The sequence below is a fragment of the Streptomyces olindensis genome (assembly GCF_040645895.1).
GTDB classification, from domain to species: Bacteria; Actinomycetota; Actinomycetes; order Streptomycetales; family Streptomycetaceae; genus Streptomyces; species Streptomyces olindensis.
The window spans coordinates 33,621-53,043 of the sequence record NZ_JBEYZD010000005.1; the positions used below are offsets into that span (position 1 = coordinate 33,621).

At 73.6% G+C, this 19,423-nt stretch carries 17 protein-coding genes; 5 read left to right on the top strand and 12 right to left on the bottom strand.

The genetic code is table 11. The features are described 5' to 3' along the window. Window positions 1-29: 29 nt before the first annotated feature. From ABZ948_RS04130 to ABZ948_RS04165, 8 genes are all read right to left on the bottom strand, one after another. Window positions 30-1,544 (bottom strand): glycosyltransferase 87 family protein, encoded by a 1,515-nt coding sequence (locus tag ABZ948_RS04130; RefSeq protein WP_359757041.1) that lies wholly within the window; start codon window positions 1,542-1,544, stop codon window positions 30-32. Next, window positions 1,541-2,413, bottom strand: coding sequence for a class I SAM-dependent methyltransferase (locus ABZ948_RS04135; protein WP_359757043.1), 873 nt, complete (start codon window positions 2,411-2,413; stop codon window positions 1,541-1,543). The genes ABZ948_RS04130 and ABZ948_RS04135 overlap by 4 nt, the downstream gene beginning before the upstream one ends. Next, window positions 2,410-3,066, bottom strand: coding sequence for a TIGR04282 family arsenosugar biosynthesis glycosyltransferase (locus tag ABZ948_RS04140; RefSeq protein ID WP_359757045.1), 657 nt, complete (start codon window positions 3,064-3,066; stop codon window positions 2,410-2,412). Before ABZ948_RS04140 ends, ABZ948_RS04135 begins: the two co-directional genes overlap by 4 nt. Then, on the bottom strand, window positions 3,063-3,779 hold the full coding sequence (locus ABZ948_RS04145; RefSeq protein WP_359757047.1) for a glycosyltransferase family 2 protein: 717 nt from the start codon (window positions 3,777-3,779) through the stop codon (window positions 3,063-3,065). The genes ABZ948_RS04140 and ABZ948_RS04145 overlap by 4 nt, the downstream gene beginning before the upstream one ends. A gap of 110 nt (window positions 3,780-3,889) precedes the next feature. After that, window positions 3,890-4,942 (bottom strand): NAD-dependent epimerase/dehydratase family protein, encoded by a 1,053-nt coding sequence (locus ABZ948_RS04150; RefSeq protein WP_359757049.1) that lies wholly within the window; start codon window positions 4,940-4,942, stop codon window positions 3,890-3,892. Window positions 4,943-5,065: 123 nt separating this feature from the next. Further along, entirely contained in the window at window positions 5,066-5,479 is a 414-nt protein-coding gene (locus tag ABZ948_RS04155; protein WP_359757051.1) for a hypothetical protein, read from the bottom strand. Next, the gene (locus tag ABZ948_RS04160; RefSeq protein WP_435857455.1) at window positions 5,476-6,612 is read right to left on the bottom strand and encodes a molybdopterin-dependent oxidoreductase; all 1,137 of its coding nucleotides are present in this window, start codon (window positions 6,610-6,612) and stop codon (window positions 5,476-5,478) included. Before ABZ948_RS04160 ends, ABZ948_RS04155 begins: the two co-directional genes overlap by 4 nt. A 96-nt stretch (window positions 6,613-6,708) precedes the next feature. Further along, window positions 6,709-7,140 carry a MerR family transcriptional regulator gene (locus ABZ948_RS04165; protein ID WP_359757055.1) on the bottom strand — a complete coding sequence of 144 codons (432 nt, stop codon included), beginning with the start codon at window positions 7,138-7,140 and terminating at the stop codon, window positions 6,709-6,711. Window positions 7,141-7,488: 348 nt separating this feature from the next. Here ABZ948_RS04165 and ABZ948_RS04170 point away from each other — a divergent pair, with 348 nt between their 5' ends. From ABZ948_RS04170 to fxsT, 4 genes are all read left to right on the top strand, one after another. Then, entirely contained in the window at window positions 7,489-8,994 is a 1,506-nt protein-coding gene (locus ABZ948_RS04170) for a SulP family inorganic anion transporter (protein ID WP_359757057.1), read from the top strand. A gap of 185 nt (window positions 8,995-9,179) precedes the next feature. Beyond that, window positions 9,180-9,638 carry an SRPBCC family protein gene (locus ABZ948_RS04175; protein ID WP_359757059.1) on the top strand — a complete coding sequence of 153 codons (459 nt, stop codon included), beginning with the start codon at window positions 9,180-9,182 and terminating at the stop codon, window positions 9,636-9,638. Continuing rightward, window positions 9,638-9,967: a TfoX/Sxy family protein gene (locus tag ABZ948_RS04180; RefSeq protein ID WP_359757061.1), complete on the top strand. Its 330-nt coding sequence runs from the start codon at window positions 9,638-9,640 to the stop codon at window positions 9,965-9,967. The genes ABZ948_RS04175 and ABZ948_RS04180 overlap by 1 nt, the downstream gene beginning before the upstream one ends. A 132-nt stretch (window positions 9,968-10,099) precedes the next feature. Further along, window positions 10,100-12,121 (top strand): FxSxx-COOH system tetratricopeptide repeat protein, encoded by a 2,022-nt coding sequence (gene fxsT, locus ABZ948_RS04185; RefSeq protein WP_359757063.1) that lies wholly within the window; start codon window positions 10,100-10,102, stop codon window positions 12,119-12,121. Between the two features lie 37 nt (window positions 12,122-12,158). Here fxsT and ABZ948_RS04190 read toward each other — a convergent pair whose 3' ends face one another. Further along, window positions 12,159-13,916: a lysyl oxidase family protein gene (locus ABZ948_RS04190; protein WP_359757065.1), complete on the bottom strand. Its 1,758-nt coding sequence runs from the start codon at window positions 13,914-13,916 to the stop codon at window positions 12,159-12,161. A gap of 475 nt (window positions 13,917-14,391) precedes the next feature. Here ABZ948_RS04190 and ABZ948_RS04195 point away from each other — a divergent pair, with 475 nt between their 5' ends. After that, entirely contained in the window at window positions 14,392-14,754 is a 363-nt protein-coding gene (locus tag ABZ948_RS04195; RefSeq protein WP_359757326.1) for a (2Fe-2S) ferredoxin domain-containing protein, read from the top strand. Window positions 14,755-14,794: 40 nt separating this feature from the next. Here ABZ948_RS04195 and ABZ948_RS04200 read toward each other — a convergent pair whose 3' ends face one another. From ABZ948_RS04200 to ABZ948_RS04210, 3 genes are read right to left on the bottom strand one after another with little or no spacing between them, the layout of a single operon-like run. Continuing rightward, entirely contained in the window at window positions 14,795-16,549 is a 1,755-nt protein-coding gene (locus ABZ948_RS04200) for an ABC transporter ATP-binding protein (RefSeq protein WP_359757067.1), read from the bottom strand. Continuing rightward, window positions 16,546-18,285 (bottom strand): ABC transporter ATP-binding protein/permease, encoded by a 1,740-nt coding sequence (locus tag ABZ948_RS04205; RefSeq protein ID WP_359757069.1) that lies wholly within the window; start codon window positions 18,283-18,285, stop codon window positions 16,546-16,548. Before ABZ948_RS04205 ends, ABZ948_RS04200 begins: the two co-directional genes overlap by 4 nt. After that, window positions 18,282-19,415 carry a nitroreductase family protein gene (locus ABZ948_RS04210; protein ID WP_359757071.1) on the bottom strand — a complete coding sequence of 378 codons (1,134 nt, stop codon included), beginning with the start codon at window positions 19,413-19,415 and terminating at the stop codon, window positions 18,282-18,284. The genes ABZ948_RS04205 and ABZ948_RS04210 overlap by 4 nt, the downstream gene beginning before the upstream one ends. Window positions 19,416-19,423: the final 8 nt, after the last annotated feature.

Consider the following 19,423-nt stretch of genomic DNA (forward strand, 5'->3'; position numbering starts at 1 on the left):
CCACCAGACCAGCGAGGGCCACACCTTCTTCAGTGCGATGTCCCAGGAGACGGGGACGGACTTCCCGGCCGGGGCTCCGCTGTGTCCTCATCTCCGGGGACCCATGAGGAGGTGGGTGCACCGCGTGCTCCGCCGGAGCGCAGACAGGCAGCAATGATGATCACGGTCGCCGCCGTGCCGTAGGCCCAGGCCTGGAGGGGGAAACCGGGCAGGAGACGGCCCGCGAGGTAGAGGGTGGTGCCTGCGAGCGTGACCGTGAGCCACTCCCAGCGGCCGTCCATGGCGACGAGCGCGACCACGAGCAGCGAGTACCAGGGGTAGCTCGGGGAGAAGAGGAGCAGGGCGGTGCCGGTGAGCAGCAGGGCCCCGCGCCAGGGGCGGGCGGGGTCCCCACGCCACCACACGTGCAGGCCGATCAGCGTGAGCAGCGCGGCCGCGGCCACGCCCGCGGCGGCGTCCGGCAACAGGAGCCTCAGCAGGGCGAAGCGGCGGACGTGGCCGGGCTGGTAGCCCTCCTCGTGGAGATAGCCGGGGAGATAGCCCAGGACGCCCGTGCCGGAGGCCGCGACGTAGGGCACATAGGCGAGGGCGACGGCGGTGAGGACGGCCGCGACGACGCGCAGGACGCGAGAAGGCCGGCGTTGTCCGGACAGCGCTCCGGGCAGGGCGAGGACGGGCAGGAGTTTGACGGCGATCGCGGTACCGAGGAGCACACCGCGGCGGGCCCCTGCCGTGGCGGTGCCGAGCGCGAGGACGACGAACAGGACGCCGAGGGTGTCGATGTGGGCGTTGTTGACCGCTTCCAGGGAGACGGCCGGGCACCAGGCCCACAACGCGGCGCGGGACGGGGCCCGCCGCGGATCGCCGCGGCGGCGCAGGGCGCGGAGCAGGGCGAGGGTCGTGCCGAGGGCCAGGACGGCGCCCCCGACCTGGAGCGGCTTGTGGCGGCTGTCCGGCGGCGACAGGCTGTGCACGGCGAGGTACCAGCCCTCGGCGACCGGAGGGTAGATGGTGGGGACGGTGGGCCGGTTGATGCGGACGCAGAGCCCGCCGCGCGTGTGGGTGAGCCCCCATCCCTCGCAGGCTTGCCGGGTGGGGAACAGCCAGGGGTCGCGCAGGCGGGCGAGCTCGGGTGCGGCGGGCGGGTGGGCGTAGGGGGAGATGCCGGCGGCCTGGACGCGGCCGTCCCAGGCGTAGCGGTACATGTCGTTGCTGGTGCGGGGCTGCGCGGTGAGCCCGGCCACGGCGACCGCGGCCGAGCCGACGAGGACCAGGACCGTCGCGGCACGGGCGGGGATCTTGCGTACGGTCCACACGGCGGCGGCGAACAGCGCCCAGGCGACACCGTATCCGGCCAGCAGTCGGCCGGGCGCGCCGATGTTGTCGCCTGCCTGGAGGGTGCCGGCGACGACGACGGTCAGAGCCGTGAGCAGGATCGCGGTCAGGACGATGCGGAGGCGAGCGCTCCGGGCGCCGGGGCGCGACGTCGGGGGTGCGGCGGGGTGCCCCGGGCCCCGCGACGGCGAGGTGGCGGTGTTCGTCATGGGCGGTCCGGCCCTCCTTCGGTCGTGGGCCTCACGTCGAACCGCGCGTGCGGGCGGCGGAGTTCCAGGAAGGGACGGTCGTCGGCCGTCCAGCGACCGGTGAGGATCCATCCCGTGGCGTCCGCGGCGCGCAGCAGGGCGGTGGTGCCGAGGCGGGCCCAGGGAAAGGGACGTCCGTGGCGGCCGTGGGCGTCCTCGACACGGACGGTGAGGTGTTCGTCCACGTCCTGCGGGGCCGCCTCGGCCAGCAGGCATCCACCGGGGCGGAGCAGGTCGCGCAGGCGGGCGAGGAGCGCCACGGGGTCGCCCCCGATGCCGATGTTGCCGTCCATCAACAGGACCGTGCTCCAGCGGCCTTCACGGGGCAGCCGGTCGAAGACGGACCGTCGCAGGGCGGCTCCGCCTCGGCGGCGGGTCCGGGCGACGGCGGCCGGGCTGACGTCCACTCCGAGCGCGGGCATTCCCCGGGCGGCCAGAGCGGCCACCAGGCGCCCCGGGCCACAGCCGACGTCCAGGACGGGTCCGGTGCAGCGGCGCAGTACGTCCGTGTCGGCGGCGTCGGGCGCGGCGCAGAAGCGCTCCACGTCCAGGGGCAGCAGTTCGGCAGCCCCGTCGGCCGGCGGTGGCATGCGGCGCAGGTACAGCGGGCCGTGGCCGGTGCGCAGGGCCCGGCCGTAGGGGTCGTCCGTCCACGGCTCGCCCGGTTCGACGGGGGTGAGGCGAGGCGTTCGGTGTTCGGGGGCCGGCAGTTGGGGAGGCAGCGTGACGTGCAGGGGGTCGTCGCGTTGCGGCCCCGTGCGCCCGGTGGGCTCGGTCCGTGCGGTGACCGGGGTGACCGCGGTGCGCGTCGGGCGCGCCGTGCCGCTCATCGGACGGTCTCCGCGAGGGAGGCCAGGGTGGCGGCGAAGCGGGATCCGCGCGGGCAGCTCGCGACCACCGCGGCCGCGTCGGCGGCGGTGTCCACGTCCCGCAGCGTCGGCAGGTCACCGATCGTCAGCCCGGCCTCCGCCAGCCTGCGCCGCTGCACGGTTCCGGTGTGGCCGGTGGACATCGGGACGCCCCGCACGCACGCCCCGGCGCGGGCCGGGTCGGCGAAGCCCAGGGCCCAGAAACCGCCGTCGGCGGCCGGGCCGAACCAGGCGTCGTGCCCGTCCCGGCCCACACCGGCCAGCAGGTCCGGGGTGACGTGCGGAGTGTCCATGCCGATGAGCAGTGCCGGGCCGCTGTCGCAGCGGTCGAAGGCGGCGGCGATCCGCTCGTCGAGGCCACCGGACGCCTGGGGCAGGACCTCGAAGCCGGGCGGCAGCCAGGGGCCGGGGGTTCCGTCGAGGACGAGCACCCGGCGGCCGGCGGGGGCCCGGAGCACCGCGTGGAGCGTGTCGGTCAGAGCGGCCTCCGCCAGGGCGGCCGCCTCCTGGGGGGTGAAGGGCGGGGTGAGCCGGGTCTTGACCCGCCCGGGCACCGGCTCCTTCGCGATGACCAGCACGGTGGCCGTGCCCGCGGCCTCGGGAGCGGGGCTCATCGGGCACCTCCCTCGACGCCGGCACCGGCGACAGCGGCGGCGGGTCGCTCGGCGAGGACCGCTCGCATGTCGCGCACGGCCTGCCAGGTGCCGCGCCAGGTGCCCGTGACCTTGGAGCGGCCGGTGCGCGGGTGATAGGGCACGTCGGTCTCCGTCACCCGCCAGCGGGCGTCGGCGGCGCGCACCACCATCTGCAGGGGATAGCCGGAGCGCCGGTCGGTCAGCCCCAGGTCCAGCAGGGCTTCCCGGCGTGCGGCGCGCATCGGACCAAGGTCGTGCAGGCGCAGGCCGGTTCGGCGGCGGACGAGACGGGCCAACTCCAGGTTGGCCAGGCGGGCGTGGACGGGCCAGGCATCGCGGGCGGTGGGCCGGCGGCGGCCCAGGACCAGATCCGCGGCGCCGTCGAGGACGGGTCCGGCGACGGTGGGCAGGAGTCCGGGGTCGAGGGAGGCGTCGCAGTCGCAGAAGCAGACCACGTCGGCCGTCGCGGCGGTGAGGCCCGCGTGGCAGGCGGCCCCGAAGCCCCGCCGCGGCTCGTGGACCACATGCGCGCCCGACTCGCGGGCGATGCGCGGTGAACCGTCACGGGAACCGTTGTCGACGACGATCGCCCGCCAGCCCGGCGGGATCCGCTCGAGCACCCACGGCAGGGCCTCGGCCTCGTCGAGGCAGGGCAGTACGACGTCCACGGAGGAGGGGGGATTCTCGATCACCTCACTCACCCTACGGACGCAAAACCGGCATAAGGGATGTCGTGTGCTTACGGAACGCTGACGTCGCTGCCGCCTCCCGGCCGCCCCTGCCGACCCGCCCCCAGGAGGGCTCATACCGCCCGCAGGGGCGCCGCGGCGAACTCCGTGACGCCTTCCGCGAAGGCGACCTGTGGCCTCCAGCCGAGTTCGTCCCGCAGCCGCTCGGAGGAGGCGGTGATGTGCCGGACGTCGCCGAGCCGGTACTCGCCCGTGACGACAGGTGCCGGTCCGCCGTGCGCGCCGGCCAGCGCGGCGGCCATCTCCCCCACGGTGTGCGGGTCTCCGCTGCCGACGTTGTACGCCCGCAGGCCGCCCGCCGGAAGGCCGTCCACGCCTGCCAGCGCCGCGAGGTTGGCGCTCGCGACGTCCCGGACGTGGACGAAGTCCCGCCGCTGCCCGCCGTCCTCGAAGACACGGGGTGCTTCGCCGCGGGCGAGCGCGGAGCGGAACAGTGAGGCGACTCCCGCGTACGGGGTGTCCCGCGGCATCCCGGGGCCGTACACGTTGTGGTAGCGAAGGGCGGTGACCCGCCCGCCGGTCGCCCGTGCCCACGCGGCGGCCAGGTGCTCCTGGGCCAGTTTGGTGGCGGCGTAGACGTTGCGGGGGTCGGCGGGGTGTTCCTCCCCCACCAGGCCGGCTGCCAGCGGCGTTCCACAGTGCGGGCACGGAGGCTCGAAGTCTCCCGTGTCGAGATCCGCCACCCGGCGCGGCCCGGGGCGTACGGCACCGTGTCGCGGGCACTCGTAGCGTCCTTCGCCGTAGATCACCATCGAACTCGCCAACACGAGCCGTCGCAGGCCGGCTCGGGCCATTTCGGCCAGGAGGACGGCGGTGCCGAGGTCGTTGCAGCCCACGTAGTCCGGGGCGTCGGCGAGGTCCTTCCCGAGACCGACCATGGCCGCCTGGTGGCAGACGGCGTCCGCTCCCCGCAGGGCGTCGGCCGTCGCCGCCCCGTCGCGGACGTCGGCGTGCCGCCAGTCCACCCCGTCGGGGATCGGCGGGGCCTTTCGGTGTGCCGCGGGCAGCAGCGCGTCGAGGACGCGAACCTCGTGCCCGGCGCCCATGAGGGCGGTGACGATGTGCGAGCCGATGAAGCCCGCGCCTCCGGTGACCAGGATCAACATGGCCTCGACCGTAGGGTCGCTCTTCGGGCCGCGGACGCCTCGCCCCGGAAACGTCAGGGGTTCGTAAGCCCTCCCGGCACCTCCTCGCCGGGACGGGACCGCCGGAGAGGAGGTGCCGGGACTTCACGCATCAGGCCGTCGGCGAGCTCGCCCGAGCCCGCGCACGGCCGACCACAGCGCCGCCACCGCCGCCACCGCCGCCACCGCCGCCAGTGCGATGAGCCAGTTGCGCCCATAATCCAGCGGCAGCACGGACGCGTTGGCCGGCCTGCCCGGCCTCAGGAGCACGGGCAGGGCCACCGCCGTCAGCGCGCCCATGACCAGGAGGGCGCCGCGAACCGTCCCGCGCGCACCGCCGCGCACCAGCAGCAGTCCGGCCAGCAGCACCAGCGGGGCGATCACCAGGTCGTGCAGGACGACCGCCCCACCCAGCCACAGCAGCACATCCGAGAGGTCACGGACATCCATCAGCAGCGACACTCCGACGCCCATGAGCGCCACACCGGCCGCGCCCGTCGTCACACGCAGGGCCTTCACGCCAGCACCTCCAGCCGGCCGACCCACTTGGTCTGCTGCACGCCCGGCCGATCGGGCGCCATGAGCCGCGCCGGATAGCCGTGATCGGGGTCGAGTTCCCCGCCGTTCAGCCGCAGCGCGAGCAGCGTCAGCGGGTCCCGGGCGTGCCGGGGCCCCAGCTCCGACACCCGGTAGCCGCCCCGCGGCTGCAACGACACCACCCGCACCCGCGCATGCGCCGGTGCCCCCGCCCGCTCCAGCAGGTCCACGACGCGCACGCCGGTCCAGCGCGCCGACTTGCTCCATCCCTCCACGCACGCGATCGGCAGCTCCACCTCGTGCTGGGGCAGAGCGCGCAGCTCCTCCAGCGTCAGGGTGTACGTCCGCGGACCGGCGACCACCAAGCGGTAGTGCGCGGCGTCGATCCGCCCGACTCCGGCAGCGGCGGCGGTCCGGTTGACCGGCAGGGACTGCGGGCCGTGGTCCGGGTGACGGGGTGCGAAGAGGACGAGGTCCTTGAGCGGGGTGAACGACTGCCCCACGGTGGTGAGCGTGACGGCCCCGACGGCCGCTCCCACTCCGGCCAGCAGCGAACGACGGTCGGGGCCGTCCTGCGGAGGCAGGGCGAGCGTCCCCGGTGCGCGACGGGTCCAGTGTGCCCTGATCACCGGAGCCTTGACGGCGATGTGCAGGGCCAGCGCCCCGATGACCAGCCACGCCACCGCGTAGTGCACGGGCACGAAGGAGAACGGCCACGGGTACCACTGGGCGATGTTCAGCAGCCCGGTCGTCAACTCGAAGACCGCGCCCGACACCAGCACCGCGACCGACGCACGCTCCAAGGCATGCCGTACCGACCGCACCGGCGGCCACTCGAACAGCCGTGGATACACCGCCCACAGCTTCGCGAGCAGCAACGGGACCGCCGCGGTGCCGGAGGCGACGTGCAGTCCCTGGGTGAGTCGGTACCCCCACACAGGGCGGCTCGGAATGCTGTCGGCCAGCCATCCCGGCGGATGCTGCATGACGTGACTGACCAGCCCGGTGACGAAACAGACGGCGAAGGCCGGTCCGAGCCAGCGGCCGATCGAGGTGGCCGTACGGGCGTCATGCGATCCGCCTCTGAACACCGGCCGGAGAACAGGCAGTTTCATGTGCTCCATCCCACCCGGGCCCTGGGCCCCGGCGGAACAAGCGAACTCTTACGGAACAGGGACGTCCTGCGGCGCTGCCGTCAGAGGCGCTGTGCCTCAGAGGTGAGTGGGACGTGCCCGTTCCAGGCGGGCGTGGAGGGTGGCGGCGAACTCCTCGGCGCGTGCCAGCTGCACCCGCAGTTCCTCGGTCTTCCGGTCCGCCGCGGCCGCGTACTCCCGCACGCGCTCCAGCAGCACCTCGCGCGCGTCGTCGTCTCCGAGCCCGCCCGCGGCGTCGAGGCGGTCATTGGCGTCGAGACGGTCGGTGGCGTCCAGCAGGTCGCGCATCTCGTCGAGGGTGAAACCCAGTGGCTTCATGCGGCGGATGACCATGAGCCGGGCGACATCGGTCTCGGTGTAGAGGCGGAATCCGCCCTGGGAACGGGCCGAGGGGATGACCAGGCCGGTCTCCTCGTAGTGGCGGATGGTGCGCAGGGACAGCTCGGTCCGCGCGGCGACCTCGCCGATCTGCATGTGCTTGCTGTCCACGCCCCGACTCCTGGCCCTTCGGCTGGGGTGGCCGCGTCCCGCGCGGGCCCCGAACGGACTCTACTCTAACGTTAGGGTAGAGTTGCCGAGGACGCCCCGGCGAAAACCACCGAGCCTTGCAGGAGAAGAGCGTGCGCATGTCCCTGGTGCTCGGCGCCGCCGCCTGCCCGCCGTGATCCTTCGCCCCTGACGCGACCCCGCCGCACACCTGCGCCAAGGATCACGTCCGCTGCAGAACTCCGGCCCGCCACTGGGCCACCCGCGGCAGTGCCGAACCGGCCCGCCGCGCCCTTCCCGCGCATCCCGGCCCGCCGTCGGGTGCCCGAGCACGACAGGTTCCCGACTCCCGTGTCCTCCTTCGCAACGACTCCCGCCGCCCGGCTGCGCGGCCTGCGCCCCGACTGGCTGAACAACCCCCAGGTCTGGCGTACCGAGGTGCTGGCCGGCCTGGTCGTGGCCCTCGCCCTGGTCCCTGAGGCGATCTCGTTCTCGATCATCGCGGGCGTCGATCCGGCGGTCGGCCTGTTCGCCTCCTTCACCATGGCCGTGGTGATCTCCGTCGTCGGCGGGCGCCGGGCGATGATCTCCGCCGCGACCGGTGCCGTCGCCCTGGTCATCGCCCCGCTCAACCGCGAGCACGGCTTCGGCTACCTGGTCGCCGCGGTCATCCTGGCCGGCGTCTTCCAGGTGGCCCTGGGCGCCCTGGGGGTCGCCCGGCTGATGCGGTTCGTGCCGCGCTCGGTGATGGTCGGCTTCGTCAACTCCCTCGCGATCCTGATCTTCATGGCGCAGGTGCCGGAGATGACGGACGTGCCCTGGCCCGTCTACCCGCTGATCGGCGGCGGACTGGCGCTCATGGTGTTCTTCCCGAAGGTCACCACGGTGATCCCCGCGCCGCTGGTGTCCATCGTCGTCCTCACCGTCATCACCGTCGCGGCCGGCATCGCGGTGCCGACCGTGGGCGACAAGGGCGACCTGCCGTCCTCCCTGCCGGTGCCGGGCCTGCCCGATGTGCCGTTCACCCTCGACACCCTCGCCACCATCGCCCCCTACGCGCTCGCCATGGCCCTGGTCGGCCTGATGGAGTCGCTGATGACCGCGAAGCTGGTCGACGACATCACCGACACCCACTCCTCCAAGACCCGCGAGTCCGTCGGCCAGGGCGTCGCCAACATCGTCACCGGCTTCTTCGGCGGCATGGGCGGCTGCGCCATGATCGGCCAGACGATGATCAACGTGAAGGTGTCCGGCGCCCGCACCCGTCTGTCCACCTTCCTGGCCGGTGCGTTCCTGATGGTGCTGTGCATCGTCTTCGGGCCCGTCGTCTCCGGCATCCCGATGGCCGCGCTCGTCGCGGTGATGGTGATGGTGTCGGTGGCCACATTCGACTGGCACTCCATCGCCCCGAAGACGCTGAAGCGGATGCCGGCCGGGGAGATCACCGTCATGGTGGTCACCGTCGCGTGTGTGGTCGCCACCCACAACCTCGCCATCGGCGTCGTCGTGGGCTCGATCACCGCCATGGTCGTCTTCGCCAAGCGCGTCGCCCACCTCGCCGAGGTCACCGCCGTCATCGAACCCGACGGCTCCGCGGTCGTCTACCGGGTCACCGGCGAACTCTTCTTCGCCTCGTCCAACGACCTCGTCAGCCGGTTCGGCTACGCCACCGACCCGGACAAGGTCGTCATCGACCTGTCCGCGGCGCACATCTGGGACGCGTCGTCCGTGGCCGCCCTGGACGCGATCGAGACCAAGTACGCCCAGCGCGGCAAGAAGGTCGAGATCACCGGGCTGAACCAGCACAGCGCCGAGCTCCACAAGACCCTCAGCGGTGAGCTCGCCGGGAGCCACTGACCGGCGCGACGGACCGGGAACCCCCCGGTGGCGCACCGTCGTACCCCCGCACCTCGCCGAACGGCACCCCTCCGCACGGGCCCGTACCGCAGGACGCGCCCGTCGAGGATCACGGCCATGCTGGAAGTGCGGTGCGGCACCGGCCGGCATCCCGGCCGGAGCCACCCGTGCGAGGAGGCGAGGCGATGGCGATCGACGTGACGGTGCGGCGGGTGATTCCGCTGCCGCCCGAGCGGGTGGCGGAGTACGCCCTGGACTGGCGCCACGACGCCGAGTGGACGCAGGGGATCCGCAGGGCGGAGCTGACGCGGCAGGCGGACGGCGGCGGCTTCGGGACGGGCGCCGAGGTCACCCGCACGGCGTATTTCCTCGGCCGGCGCATCGACTACGTCCTGCGCGTGGCCGCGTACGAGCCCCCACGGTTGCTGGACATGGTCTCCGTGGTCGCTCCCATGCCGATGCACGTGACCTACTCCTTCGAGCCGCATCCGCGCGGTACGCACGCCGCCATCCGCGTCCGGGGAGGGCCCGGCGGTCTCTTCCGCCTGGCCGCGCCCCTGCTCGCCCGCCAGGTCCGCTCCTCCCTCACCAAGGACCTGCGCAACCTCGAACACAGGCTCACCGAGGGACGAGGAGGCGCCTGATGACGTACGACGAAGGACTGGCCGAGCGGATCCGGGAGCGGCTCGGCGCGGATCCCGGTATCACCGAGAAGCGCATGTTCGGCGGGATCGCCTTCCTGTACCGGGGCAACATGGCCGTCGGCGTGACGGGTGACGACCTCATGGTCCGCGTCGGCCCGGACGCCACCGCCGCGGCGCTGACCCGTCCGGGGACGCGGGTCTTCGACATGACCGGCCGTCCGATGCGCGGCTGGGTCGTGGTCGCGGGCGAAGCCGTCGCGGAGGACGACGTCCTCCATGAGTGGATCGACGAGGGACGCGCGTTCGCGGCCGGCCTGCCGCCCAAGTAGGAGCCGCGTCACGCCGGGAACTGTCTCCACCCTGAACCGCTGGGCAGACCAGGCAGGTTGTTCACCCTGCCTACTTGAGCCGGTTCTCGGTTACGATCACGTCGGCCGTCGTCGCGACCGGAGAGGGAGCCCATGTGGCGCAGGCTGGTCGGCTCGGTGGCTGCTCTGCTGGTGCTCTTCGTCGGCAGTCTCGCCTTCAACGCCGCGTCCGGGCAGAGCCGCTGGCCGGGGCCGCTGGACTTCGTGCGCCTGCACCCGTGGGTGGTGCTCCTGCTGCTGATCCCGCTCGCATGGCTCGGCCTGCGGCCCGAGTCGCGCGGGGACCGCGCGCCCCGCCCTGCCGCACCCAGGACGTACCGTCTGCCGCCGCGCAACACCCGCTTCACCGGCCGTGACACCGCACTGAGGGTGCTGCGCCAGCGCCTCGGCTCGGCGGATGAGGTCACGATGGTGGCCGTGCACGGGCTGGGCGGGGTGGGCAAGACGCAGCTCGCGGTCGAGTACGCGTACCGCTACCTGTCCAAGTACCGGTTCGTCGCGTTCATCGACGCGGAGGACCCCGACCTGCTGGCACCGCAGTTCGCCTCGCTCGCCCGCGAGCTGGGTCTGGTGGACATGGGCTCGGGGCAGGTCGTCCCGGGTGTGTACACCAGGTTGCGGGACCGCAGGCCGTGGTTGGTCATCTTCGACAACGCGGAGAAGCCGGGAACGCTGCTGCACGCGCTGCCGTCGGGCGACCTGGCGAAGAACGGCCACGTCCTCGTCACGACGAGGGTGAGCGGCTGGTCGGGCACGGCCGATGTCGTCGATCTGCGGGAGTTCACCAGGCAGGAGTCGGTCGAACTGCTCCTCCAGCGGGTCCCCGGCACGAGCGCCGGGACGGCGGATCTCATCGCGCGGCAACTGGGCGACCTGCCGCTGGCGTTGGAGCAGGCCGCGGGGTACATGGGCTACCACCAGACAGCTCCCGACGCGTACCTGGCTCTGCTGACGTCGCGGCTGGAGGACATGATCGCGCGGGGCGAGGCGGCCGACCGGCCGACGGTGGTCGTCGCGACCCTGTGGCAGCTCAGTGTGGACAGGCTGCGGCGGGAACAGCCGCAGTCGCTGGAGCTGTTGCGGCTGTGCGCCCTGCTGGCCCCGGAGCCCATCCCGCTGGCTCTCTTCACCCGCGGCCCGGAGCCGTTGATCGCGGCGGCGGCGGACCCACTGGCGTGGGACGCGACGGTGGGATCCCTGGCCGGCCTCGGCCTGGCGCGGCGCGAAGACTCCGCCCTGGTGCTGCACCGGCTGGTGCAGGCAGCGGTCCGAGCCACGATGACCGACGAGTTGCTCGCGACGAGCCGGGCCCGTCTGTGTCGCGCGCTGCTGGAGACGGTGCCGCACGACATCCACGGTGACCCCGACGCCCGGCCGCGCTGGCACGCGCTGCTCCCCCACGTGCTGGCCGTGACCAAGGGCGACCCGCCGGCGCAGTGCGCGCCGGAGACGGCACAACTGCTCCGGCACGCCTCCGAGTTCCTCCTCGCGATCGGCGACCGCACGGGGGCGCTGCCCCTGTGCGAGCGCGCCCTGGCGCTGGACGAGGCCCTTGAGGGCCGGGACGCCGAGGTCGGCTTCGACCTGAGCACACTGGCGCAGATCCACCGGGACCTCGGTGCGCCGCGGACGGCACTTCCCCTGGCCGAGCGCGCGCTGCGCCTGCACGAGTCCTGCCTGCCTGCCGACAGCCCCGCCCTCGCGACGGACCTGGCGACCCTGGCCCGGACACTGTGCCTTCTCTCCGAGCACCGGGCGGCACTGCCCCTGGCCGAGCGGGCGCTGCGGATCGACGAGGCCGCGCACGGTCCGGACGACCCCTACGTGAGCTTCGACCTGATCGCCCTGGCGACCGTCCACTTCGACCTCGGCGATCCCGTGACAGCCCTGCCGCTCATCGAACGCGCACTCAGGATCCGCGAGGCGCACTACCCGCCGGACCACCTCTACATCGGCTACGCCCTGCTGTTCAAGGCCCAGGTCCTGGACGCGTTGAACGAGCGGTCCGCAGGGGAGTCCGCCCGCAGGGGCGCGCAGATCCTGCACGGCCAACTCGGCCGGACCCACCCCAAGACGGAGGACGCCCTCGCGCTGGCGGACCGTCTGAAACGGTGACCTCAGGCGGAGGCGCCCTCCCGGTCGTGCGGCGGGGTCAGTTGGCGTCGACCAGCTCGTGCGCCGGAACGGTGACCGTCCGCGCACCCGGCTTGCCGCCGAGCTCGATCTTCCGCAGGGCGCTGTTGTTGCCGAGGTCGGTTTCCTTCAGCCGCTTCTCGGGGTTGGCCAGCACCTGTATGTAGTAGGTGCCGTTGGGCACGTCGGTGATGTCGAAGGACTGGCCCGGCAGGTCCTGGGTGTAGGTGTCGCCGGAGCCGACGTCCAGCACCTCGCGGACGGAGATCGAGTTCTCCTCACCGCAGGCGGTGGACAGGTCGGTGTTGTACGGGTGCCAGTTGGCGTTCTTCACCGTGTAGTCGATCGCGTCGGTGTTGGCCAGGCAGAAGGCTTCCTTGCCGCTGCGCACGGCCTCCTTCTGGTCGGCCTTCAGCAGCCGGTAGCTGGCGAAGTCGGTGAAGTGCCAGTGCTCGTGCCCCGGTCGCGGGTCCCACTCCATGGTGCCGGTCGGGGTGTAGCCGACCTGCTTGCCCTTGGCGTCGTAGAAGTACTGGTAGGCGTCCATGGTGGCCTTGCCGGGCGAGCGGAAGCCGTCGACCACGAGCTGCGCCGGGCCGGCGTTCCAGACGTTGGCGCTGAACGCCAGATAGTCCTTGCCCGGGTTCTCCTTGCCGCCGTCCGCGATGGTGATGCCGTAGGCCGGCAGCGAGCGCAGGTCCGGCTTGGGGACGTCCGGGACGGAGGGCTTGCCGGTGGGCCGCTTCGACAGCGGTTCGAGGGCGGGCGCCTGACGCGAGCCGTCGGTCTGGCCGCTGCCGTCCCCGGCCCGCGGGGACAGCGAGGACTTCTGCTTCTTCTTCAGCGCCCACGGCAGGGCCGGCGGCGCGGCCTTCAGCGGACCGTGGCCCACGTTGTACGAGGGACCCGCACCGCTCGTCACCGGCGCGGCGGCCTCGGCGGGGGACGGGGCATGCCCGGGCCCGTGACCGGCGTGCGCGGCCGGCGACTGGTGCCCGGCACCGTGCCCGGCGTGCTCGCCGGCCTTCGCGGAACGGGGCGCCGCGCCGGTGGTGCTCTCCTCGTCCTCGTCGCTGCGTTCCACCACGGTCACCTTGACCGTGGCCGGCTTGTCGGCGATGCCGAACAGGTCGCGGTACTTCTTGGCGACACCGACCTTGGCCGTGTAGGTACCGGCCGGCAGCTGGACCGGCTCGGTGTAGGAGCCCCCGTAGGTGTTGGCCGCCCAGCCCTTCTCCACGCCCCACACGGAGCCGAGGGTGAAGGGGTTGGTGGGGCAGCTCTCCGGATACTTGGACGTGGAGGGGGCGTCGGGCCGCACTCGGCCGCTGGCGTTGTTCGGGCAGAAGCTCTCGCTGCGGGTGAGGACCTCCTGGCCTGCTTCGTCGGTGACGGTGATCTCCGTGAAGCCGGGCAGCCCGGAGAAGTCCTTCACGGTGCCCGTGGGCAGCTTCTTCGTCCGGGCCTTGCCGCCCTCGTACACGGTCTGACTGATGGTCACCGGGTCCTTGTAGGACTTCCGGGTCACCTTCAACTCCAGCGGAGTCCCCTCGGCGATGAGGTAGGTGCCGAGGTCCAGGTACACACCCGGCTCCTCCTTCCAGGTGGTGAGCGTCACCGACGTGGTCGCCGCGACGAGGCCCAGCTCGGGGCCCGTCGCGGCCTTCGCGGGCTCCTGCGCCGCGGCGACGATGCCGGCCGTCACGGCCGTCACGGCGATGGCCGTGGTGCCGGCGAGCAGCGTGCGCCGCAGCCGGGTGGTGCGTCTTCTGGTCATCGTTCCCTCGTTCTCCGGTGCTGTGAGAAGGAAGCAGACGGCACGGCGCGTCCGTGAAGTCCGGGCCGGGGCCGTCACGTGAGAGGCGTTGGCTCGCCCGCGTTGTGAGAGGAACGGACCGTTTGCGCGGTTGTCCGGAGGACGGAAAGGGGTGGAGGGTTGGCCGAATGCCGCCGTGGTGACGAGATCCGGCCGCCCGCTTTCACCGGCGGCGTGGGAAGCAGGACCGCGCTGCCGCCTTCCCGCAAGAGCGCCGAGCGCTGCCGCCTCGGCCGGCGATGCATGACCGCTGATTCATATGGACATAGCTTTCATTTTCATCTATCTCGAGGGCATGCCGCTTCGGACGAGCGCCGCTGGGGATGACCGGCCGTGACCAACCCCACGACCCGGCAGCGGGCCGCGCTGCTCGAGGGACTGGCGGGCTGCCAGGACTTCGTGTCGGCCCAGGAGTTGCACGCCCTGCTGACAGGCGCTGGTCGTCTGCCGGGGCTGCTGCTGCGGCCACCCGCGCAGACACCGGGGCTTCGACCACGCGGGCCAGCTGGACGTGCTGCGCGCCGGCGCCCTTGCCTCCGGCGGCCGCTTCACCGTCCGTACGACCGACTGCCTCGGCCCCTGCGACCAGGCCAACGTCATCGTCGTCCAGCCCTCCACCGCCGGACGCCGGGCCGGTGCCCGCGCCGTGTGGATCGGCTTCGCCGTGGACGACGACAGCACCGAGGAACTGCTGCGCTGGGCAGCCGACGGCGGGCCCGGCATCGCCGAACCACCGGCGGGACTGAAGCCGCACATCATCCGCCCGCCCCGCGAATCCCGGGCCCGTGCACGCCGGTGAGACACCGGGCGGCCGACTCGTCGCCGCCGTCGTCCTGGTGTCAGGACGAGGTGAGGGCGAGGACGCGGCCAAGCGCGCTGTCGGGACGGGCCGTGAGTTCGTCCCAGGTGCCTTCCTCCGTGATGCGGCCGGCTTCGAGGACGGCGACACGGTCGGCGCGGCGGATGGTGGCGGGGCGGTGGGCGATGACGATCGTGGTGCGGTCCGCCTCGCCGATCAGGGTGGCGAGTTGGGCGTCACCGGCGTTGTCGAGGTGGGCGGTGGTCTCGTCGAGCACGAGAACGCGCGGCCGCGTGAGCAGCGCCCGGGCGAGAGCGATCCGGGCGCGCTGGCCGCCGGAGAGGGTGGAGCCGCGCTCGCCGACGAGGGTGTCCAAGGGGGCGATCCGGTCGACGCCGCACAACCGTGTCGTTTCGGCGAGGAGGTCGTCGTCGGCCCCGGGCGCGGCGAGCCGCAGGTTGTCGGCGAGAGTGCCGTGGAAGAGGGGGGTGTCCTGGCCCACCACGGCGACGGCACGCCGGAGTTCGGCGTCGCTCACGTCTCGCAGGTCGACGGGACGACCATCGTCGGGTATCAGCTGGACGCTGCCCCCGGACGGGTCCCAGAAACGGGCGAGCAGGTGGGCGCAGGTCGACTTGCCGGCCCCGGAGACACCCACCAGGGCGAGGGTCTGCCCTGCGGGGACGGTCAGTTCGACTCCGTCCAGCACGGGCCGGCCGTCGTAGTCGAAGCGCACCTGGTGCAGCCGGACGCCCAGCGGACCCGAGGGGAGCGGACGGGGTGAGGCGGGCGGTGGGGCGAGAGCGGGCGCCTTGAGGGCCGCGTCGACACGGGCGGCTGCGGCGCGCAGTCCCACCGCCTGGCTCAGTGCCCTGGCGGACTCGGCGACCGGGCCCAGCACCGACAGGGCCAGCGCCATCGCCGCGGGGGCCCAGGCGCCGTGCAGCCGCCCCGAGGTCACGGACTGTGCCGCGGCGGCCACCACGCCGAGGACCGCGAGCACGATGAGGAGGTCGCGGACCGCGGCGGCCATGGCCTCCCACGTGGCCTCGGCACGCTGGGCCTCCCCCACCTGCCGGCCTTGCTCGCCCAGACGGCGCCGCCGCTCGGCCAGCCCGCCGAAGGCGAGCAGCTCACGCAGTCCATCGACGGCCTCCACGGTGTCGGCGGACAGCTTCGCGGTGGCCGCCCGGGTGCGGGCTCCGCGCGCCGCGCGTCCGCGCGCGTCGGCGAAGGGCGCCGCAGCGAGCAGCGCGGCCACCGGCAGGACCGCCGCCAGCAGCCATGGCTCCACCGTGGCCAGAACAGCCGCACCGCCGGTGAACACCACCCCGGATGCGAGGAGTTGGGCGGTGGTGTGGGCGTAGAAGAACTCCAGTGCCTCGACGTCGGCCATGGCGGTTGCGGCGAGGTCCCCGCTGCGGCGGCCGACGACGCGGGCGGGAGCGCTGCGGGCGAGCCCGTCGAAGACGCGCACGCGCAGTTCGGCCAGTACCCGGTAGGCCAGGTCGTGGCTGAGGTCCATCTCGCGCCAGGTCGTCAGGGCACGTACGAGGACGAGGACGATGAGCGCGGTGACCGTACCGGCCGAGGGAGCGCGGTCTTCGATGACGGCGGTTCCGACGGTGTGCGCGGCCAGCGTCAGCAGCGCGACGAGCGAGCCCTGTTCGACGAGTGCGGCGCCGCACGTGCGGGCCATCATGATCCGGTGCCCGGCCAGGACGGGGAGCAGGGCACGCAGCGAGCCGCGTGCGGGCAGATCGGCACTGCCGCGGTCGGTGGTGGTGCTGCTCATGCGGCGAGCCCTTCCTGGTGAGCGTGGCCCGCCTCGACGAGCTCGGCGTAGACGCCCCCGGCTTCGACGAGGGCGGTGTGCCGGCCTACGGCGTCCACGCGTCCGCCGTCGAGGACGACGATGCGATCGGCGTGCCGGACGGCGGCGAGCCGGTGGGCGACCACCAGAACGGTCCGGCCGCTCGCGGCGGCGAGCAGTTCCCGGACGATGTCCGCCTCGCGGCGTTCGTCGACCGCGCTGGTGGCCTCGTCGAGGACGAGCACCGGAGCGTCGGCGAGCAGGGCGCGCGCGAGGGCGAGTCGCTGGCGCTGGCCGCCGGACAGGGTGGCGCCCCGCTCGCCCAGGACGGTCGCGTAACCGTCCGGAAGGGCGGCGATCTCGTCGTGGATGCCGGCGGTTCGTGTGGCGCGCGTCAGCTCGTCGTCCGTCGCGCCCGGCCGGGCCAGGCGCAGGTTCTCGGCGATCGTCGCGTGGAAGAGGTACGTCTCCTGGGAGACGACGGCGATGCCCTGCCGCAGCGAGTCCAGCGCGTACCGCGTCACGTCGCGGCCGTCCAGCGTGATCCGGCCGCCCTGCGGGTCGTGGTGGCGCAGGAGCAGGGCGAGAAGGGTGGACTTGCCGGCGCCGGAAGGGCCGACGATCGCGGTCGTACGCCCCGCCTCCGCGGTGAAGGTGATGCCGCGGAGCGCGGGCGTCTCCGCACCGTCGTAGGTGAACTCGACGTCGTCGAAGCACAGTTCGGGCGGGACCGGCCAGTGCACCGGTGCCGTTCCCGTGTCGGGGACGGAGGGTTCGGCGGTGCGCAGCGCCGCGAGTCCGTCCGCGGCCGACACGCCCAGGTACCCGGCGTGCCATTCGCGGGACAGGTCGCGGACCGGTCGGAAGCACTCGGAGGCCAGGAGCAGCAGCAGGTAGGTTCCGGTGGCCGTGGTGGATCCGGTGACGGCCGACCAGCAGGCGAGGAGCGCGGCGGCCGCGGTACCGCCCTGGATGGCCAGGTCGGTGATGCCGGTGTCGACGAGGGACACGCGCAGCTTGGCGACGGTCGCGCGATGCAGCGCCGCCGAGCGCTTCTCCAGCCGTTCCCGGGTGCGCCCGACGGCGCCGGCGGCTCGCAGGGCGGGCATGCCCTGCAGGGCTTCCAGGTAGTCGGCGCCCAACTCCTCGTAGGTGTCCCAGTGTTCCTTGCCGCGCTTGGCGAGGAGCCGGTCCCAGGCTCGCGGCCCGACCAGGGCGAGCAGCAGGGCGGGGACGAGGATGAGGAGGGCGGCCGGTTCGACGACCGCCAAGGCCGCGAGCAGCAGGGGTGGCACGGCGAGGGTGATGAGGAGTTGGGGCAGGTAGCGGGAGACGTAGGCGTCGACGCCCTCCACCCCGTCGACGAGGGTGGTGCGGACGGCCCCTGCGCGGGCGGTGGTCAGGTGTGCGGGCCCCAGCCGTCCGAGGCGGGCGAGGAGTTCGTCCCGCAGCGCCACCCTGACCGTGGCCCCGGCGCGGGTGGCCGTGTGCCGCTGCCAGGTGCCGAGCCCGGCGCGTGCGGCGACGACGCCGAGCACCGCGCCGAGGAGCAGCGGGAGCCGGTCCGTCACGCCGTGGGCCAGGTCGGCGAGGGCGACCGCCAGCAGGACGGCCTGCGCCAGGTGGGTGAGGGTGACGACCGCCTGCAGGAGGGTGGCCGCGAGCAGGGGGCGCCGTGCGTGCCGTGCGGCGCGGCGCAGCTCGGGGTGGACGATCAAGGGGTCTTCTCCTCGTCGGGGTGTGCGGTGCCGAGGGCCAGGCCGTGGACGATCCAGTCCCGGCCCGGTGGGGCGCCGAGCGCGGCGCCCAGGTCCGCCTGCTGCCAGGAGCCGACGGGGCGGGCGGACAGCCCGTGTCGCAGGGCGGTCAGGTGGGCGAGGTGGACGGCGAAGCCGGCCCGTAGATGAGCTCGGCGGATCCGCGGAGCGTCGGCGTCCGTCGGGCAGCCGTACGCGAGCAGCACGGCGCCCGCGTCCGCGATCCACTGCTGCCCCGCGGCCCACGCGGCGAGCGTCGGCCGGGCCTCCCCCGCCGCAAGCCTCCGCAGTGTGCCGTCGGGGGCCAACTCGACCAGTCCGGGCCGTGGTGCGCCGACGGCCGCGCACAGAGCGAGTTCACCGGCGCTCGCCCGGACCGCGGTGGCGAGCACGGAGGCGAGAACGTCCCGGGGTGGGGTGCCTTCGAGCGGTGGCGGGACGCTGCGGCGGGCCAGCAGCTCGCGAGGGGCGGGCACGTCCGCGGGCGGGCTCGCCACCTGCGGCTGGGAAACCGGGCTTTCCGCCGGGGGCGGGGCGAAGCGCACCGCGGCCAGGGGGTGTTCGGTCAGCCCGTCCAAGCGGGGCACCGGCTCGGCGTTGCCCAGCACCCGAGCCGCGAGCCACAGCGCCGCGGCGACGTGGCCGGTGTCCAGCAGCATCAGCGGCCAGGCGCGGTGACCGTAGTGGGAGACCGTGCGCCGCGGGGTGACGGAGAGTTCGACGGTCGCTCCGGACGGTGTGCCGTCGGGTTCCGGGCCGAGTCGGTGGACGCGGTGACGCAGCGGGTCGTAGCCGTAGCGCCCGGGCGGCAGGGGGCAGCCGGCGCCCACGACGAGTTCGGCGTCCACCGGGTGCAGCCCGCCGGCGGAGGGCGCGGGCCGCAGCCGCCCGGAGCCGGCGGAAGCCGCCAGGGAGAGACGGAGCAGCCGGTCCAGGTCCAGCCGGCCGGGGCCGCCCGGCGGCAGGCCGCGCGGTGGTCCGGGCCAAGCGCGGACGGCGGGCCCGGCGGGCGTGTCCGGGCCGGGCTGTTCGGGCGAACGGGCGCGGGCGAGGGCGGTGACGAGGTCCACGCGCTCATGGGTGAGGGCCACGGGGAGGT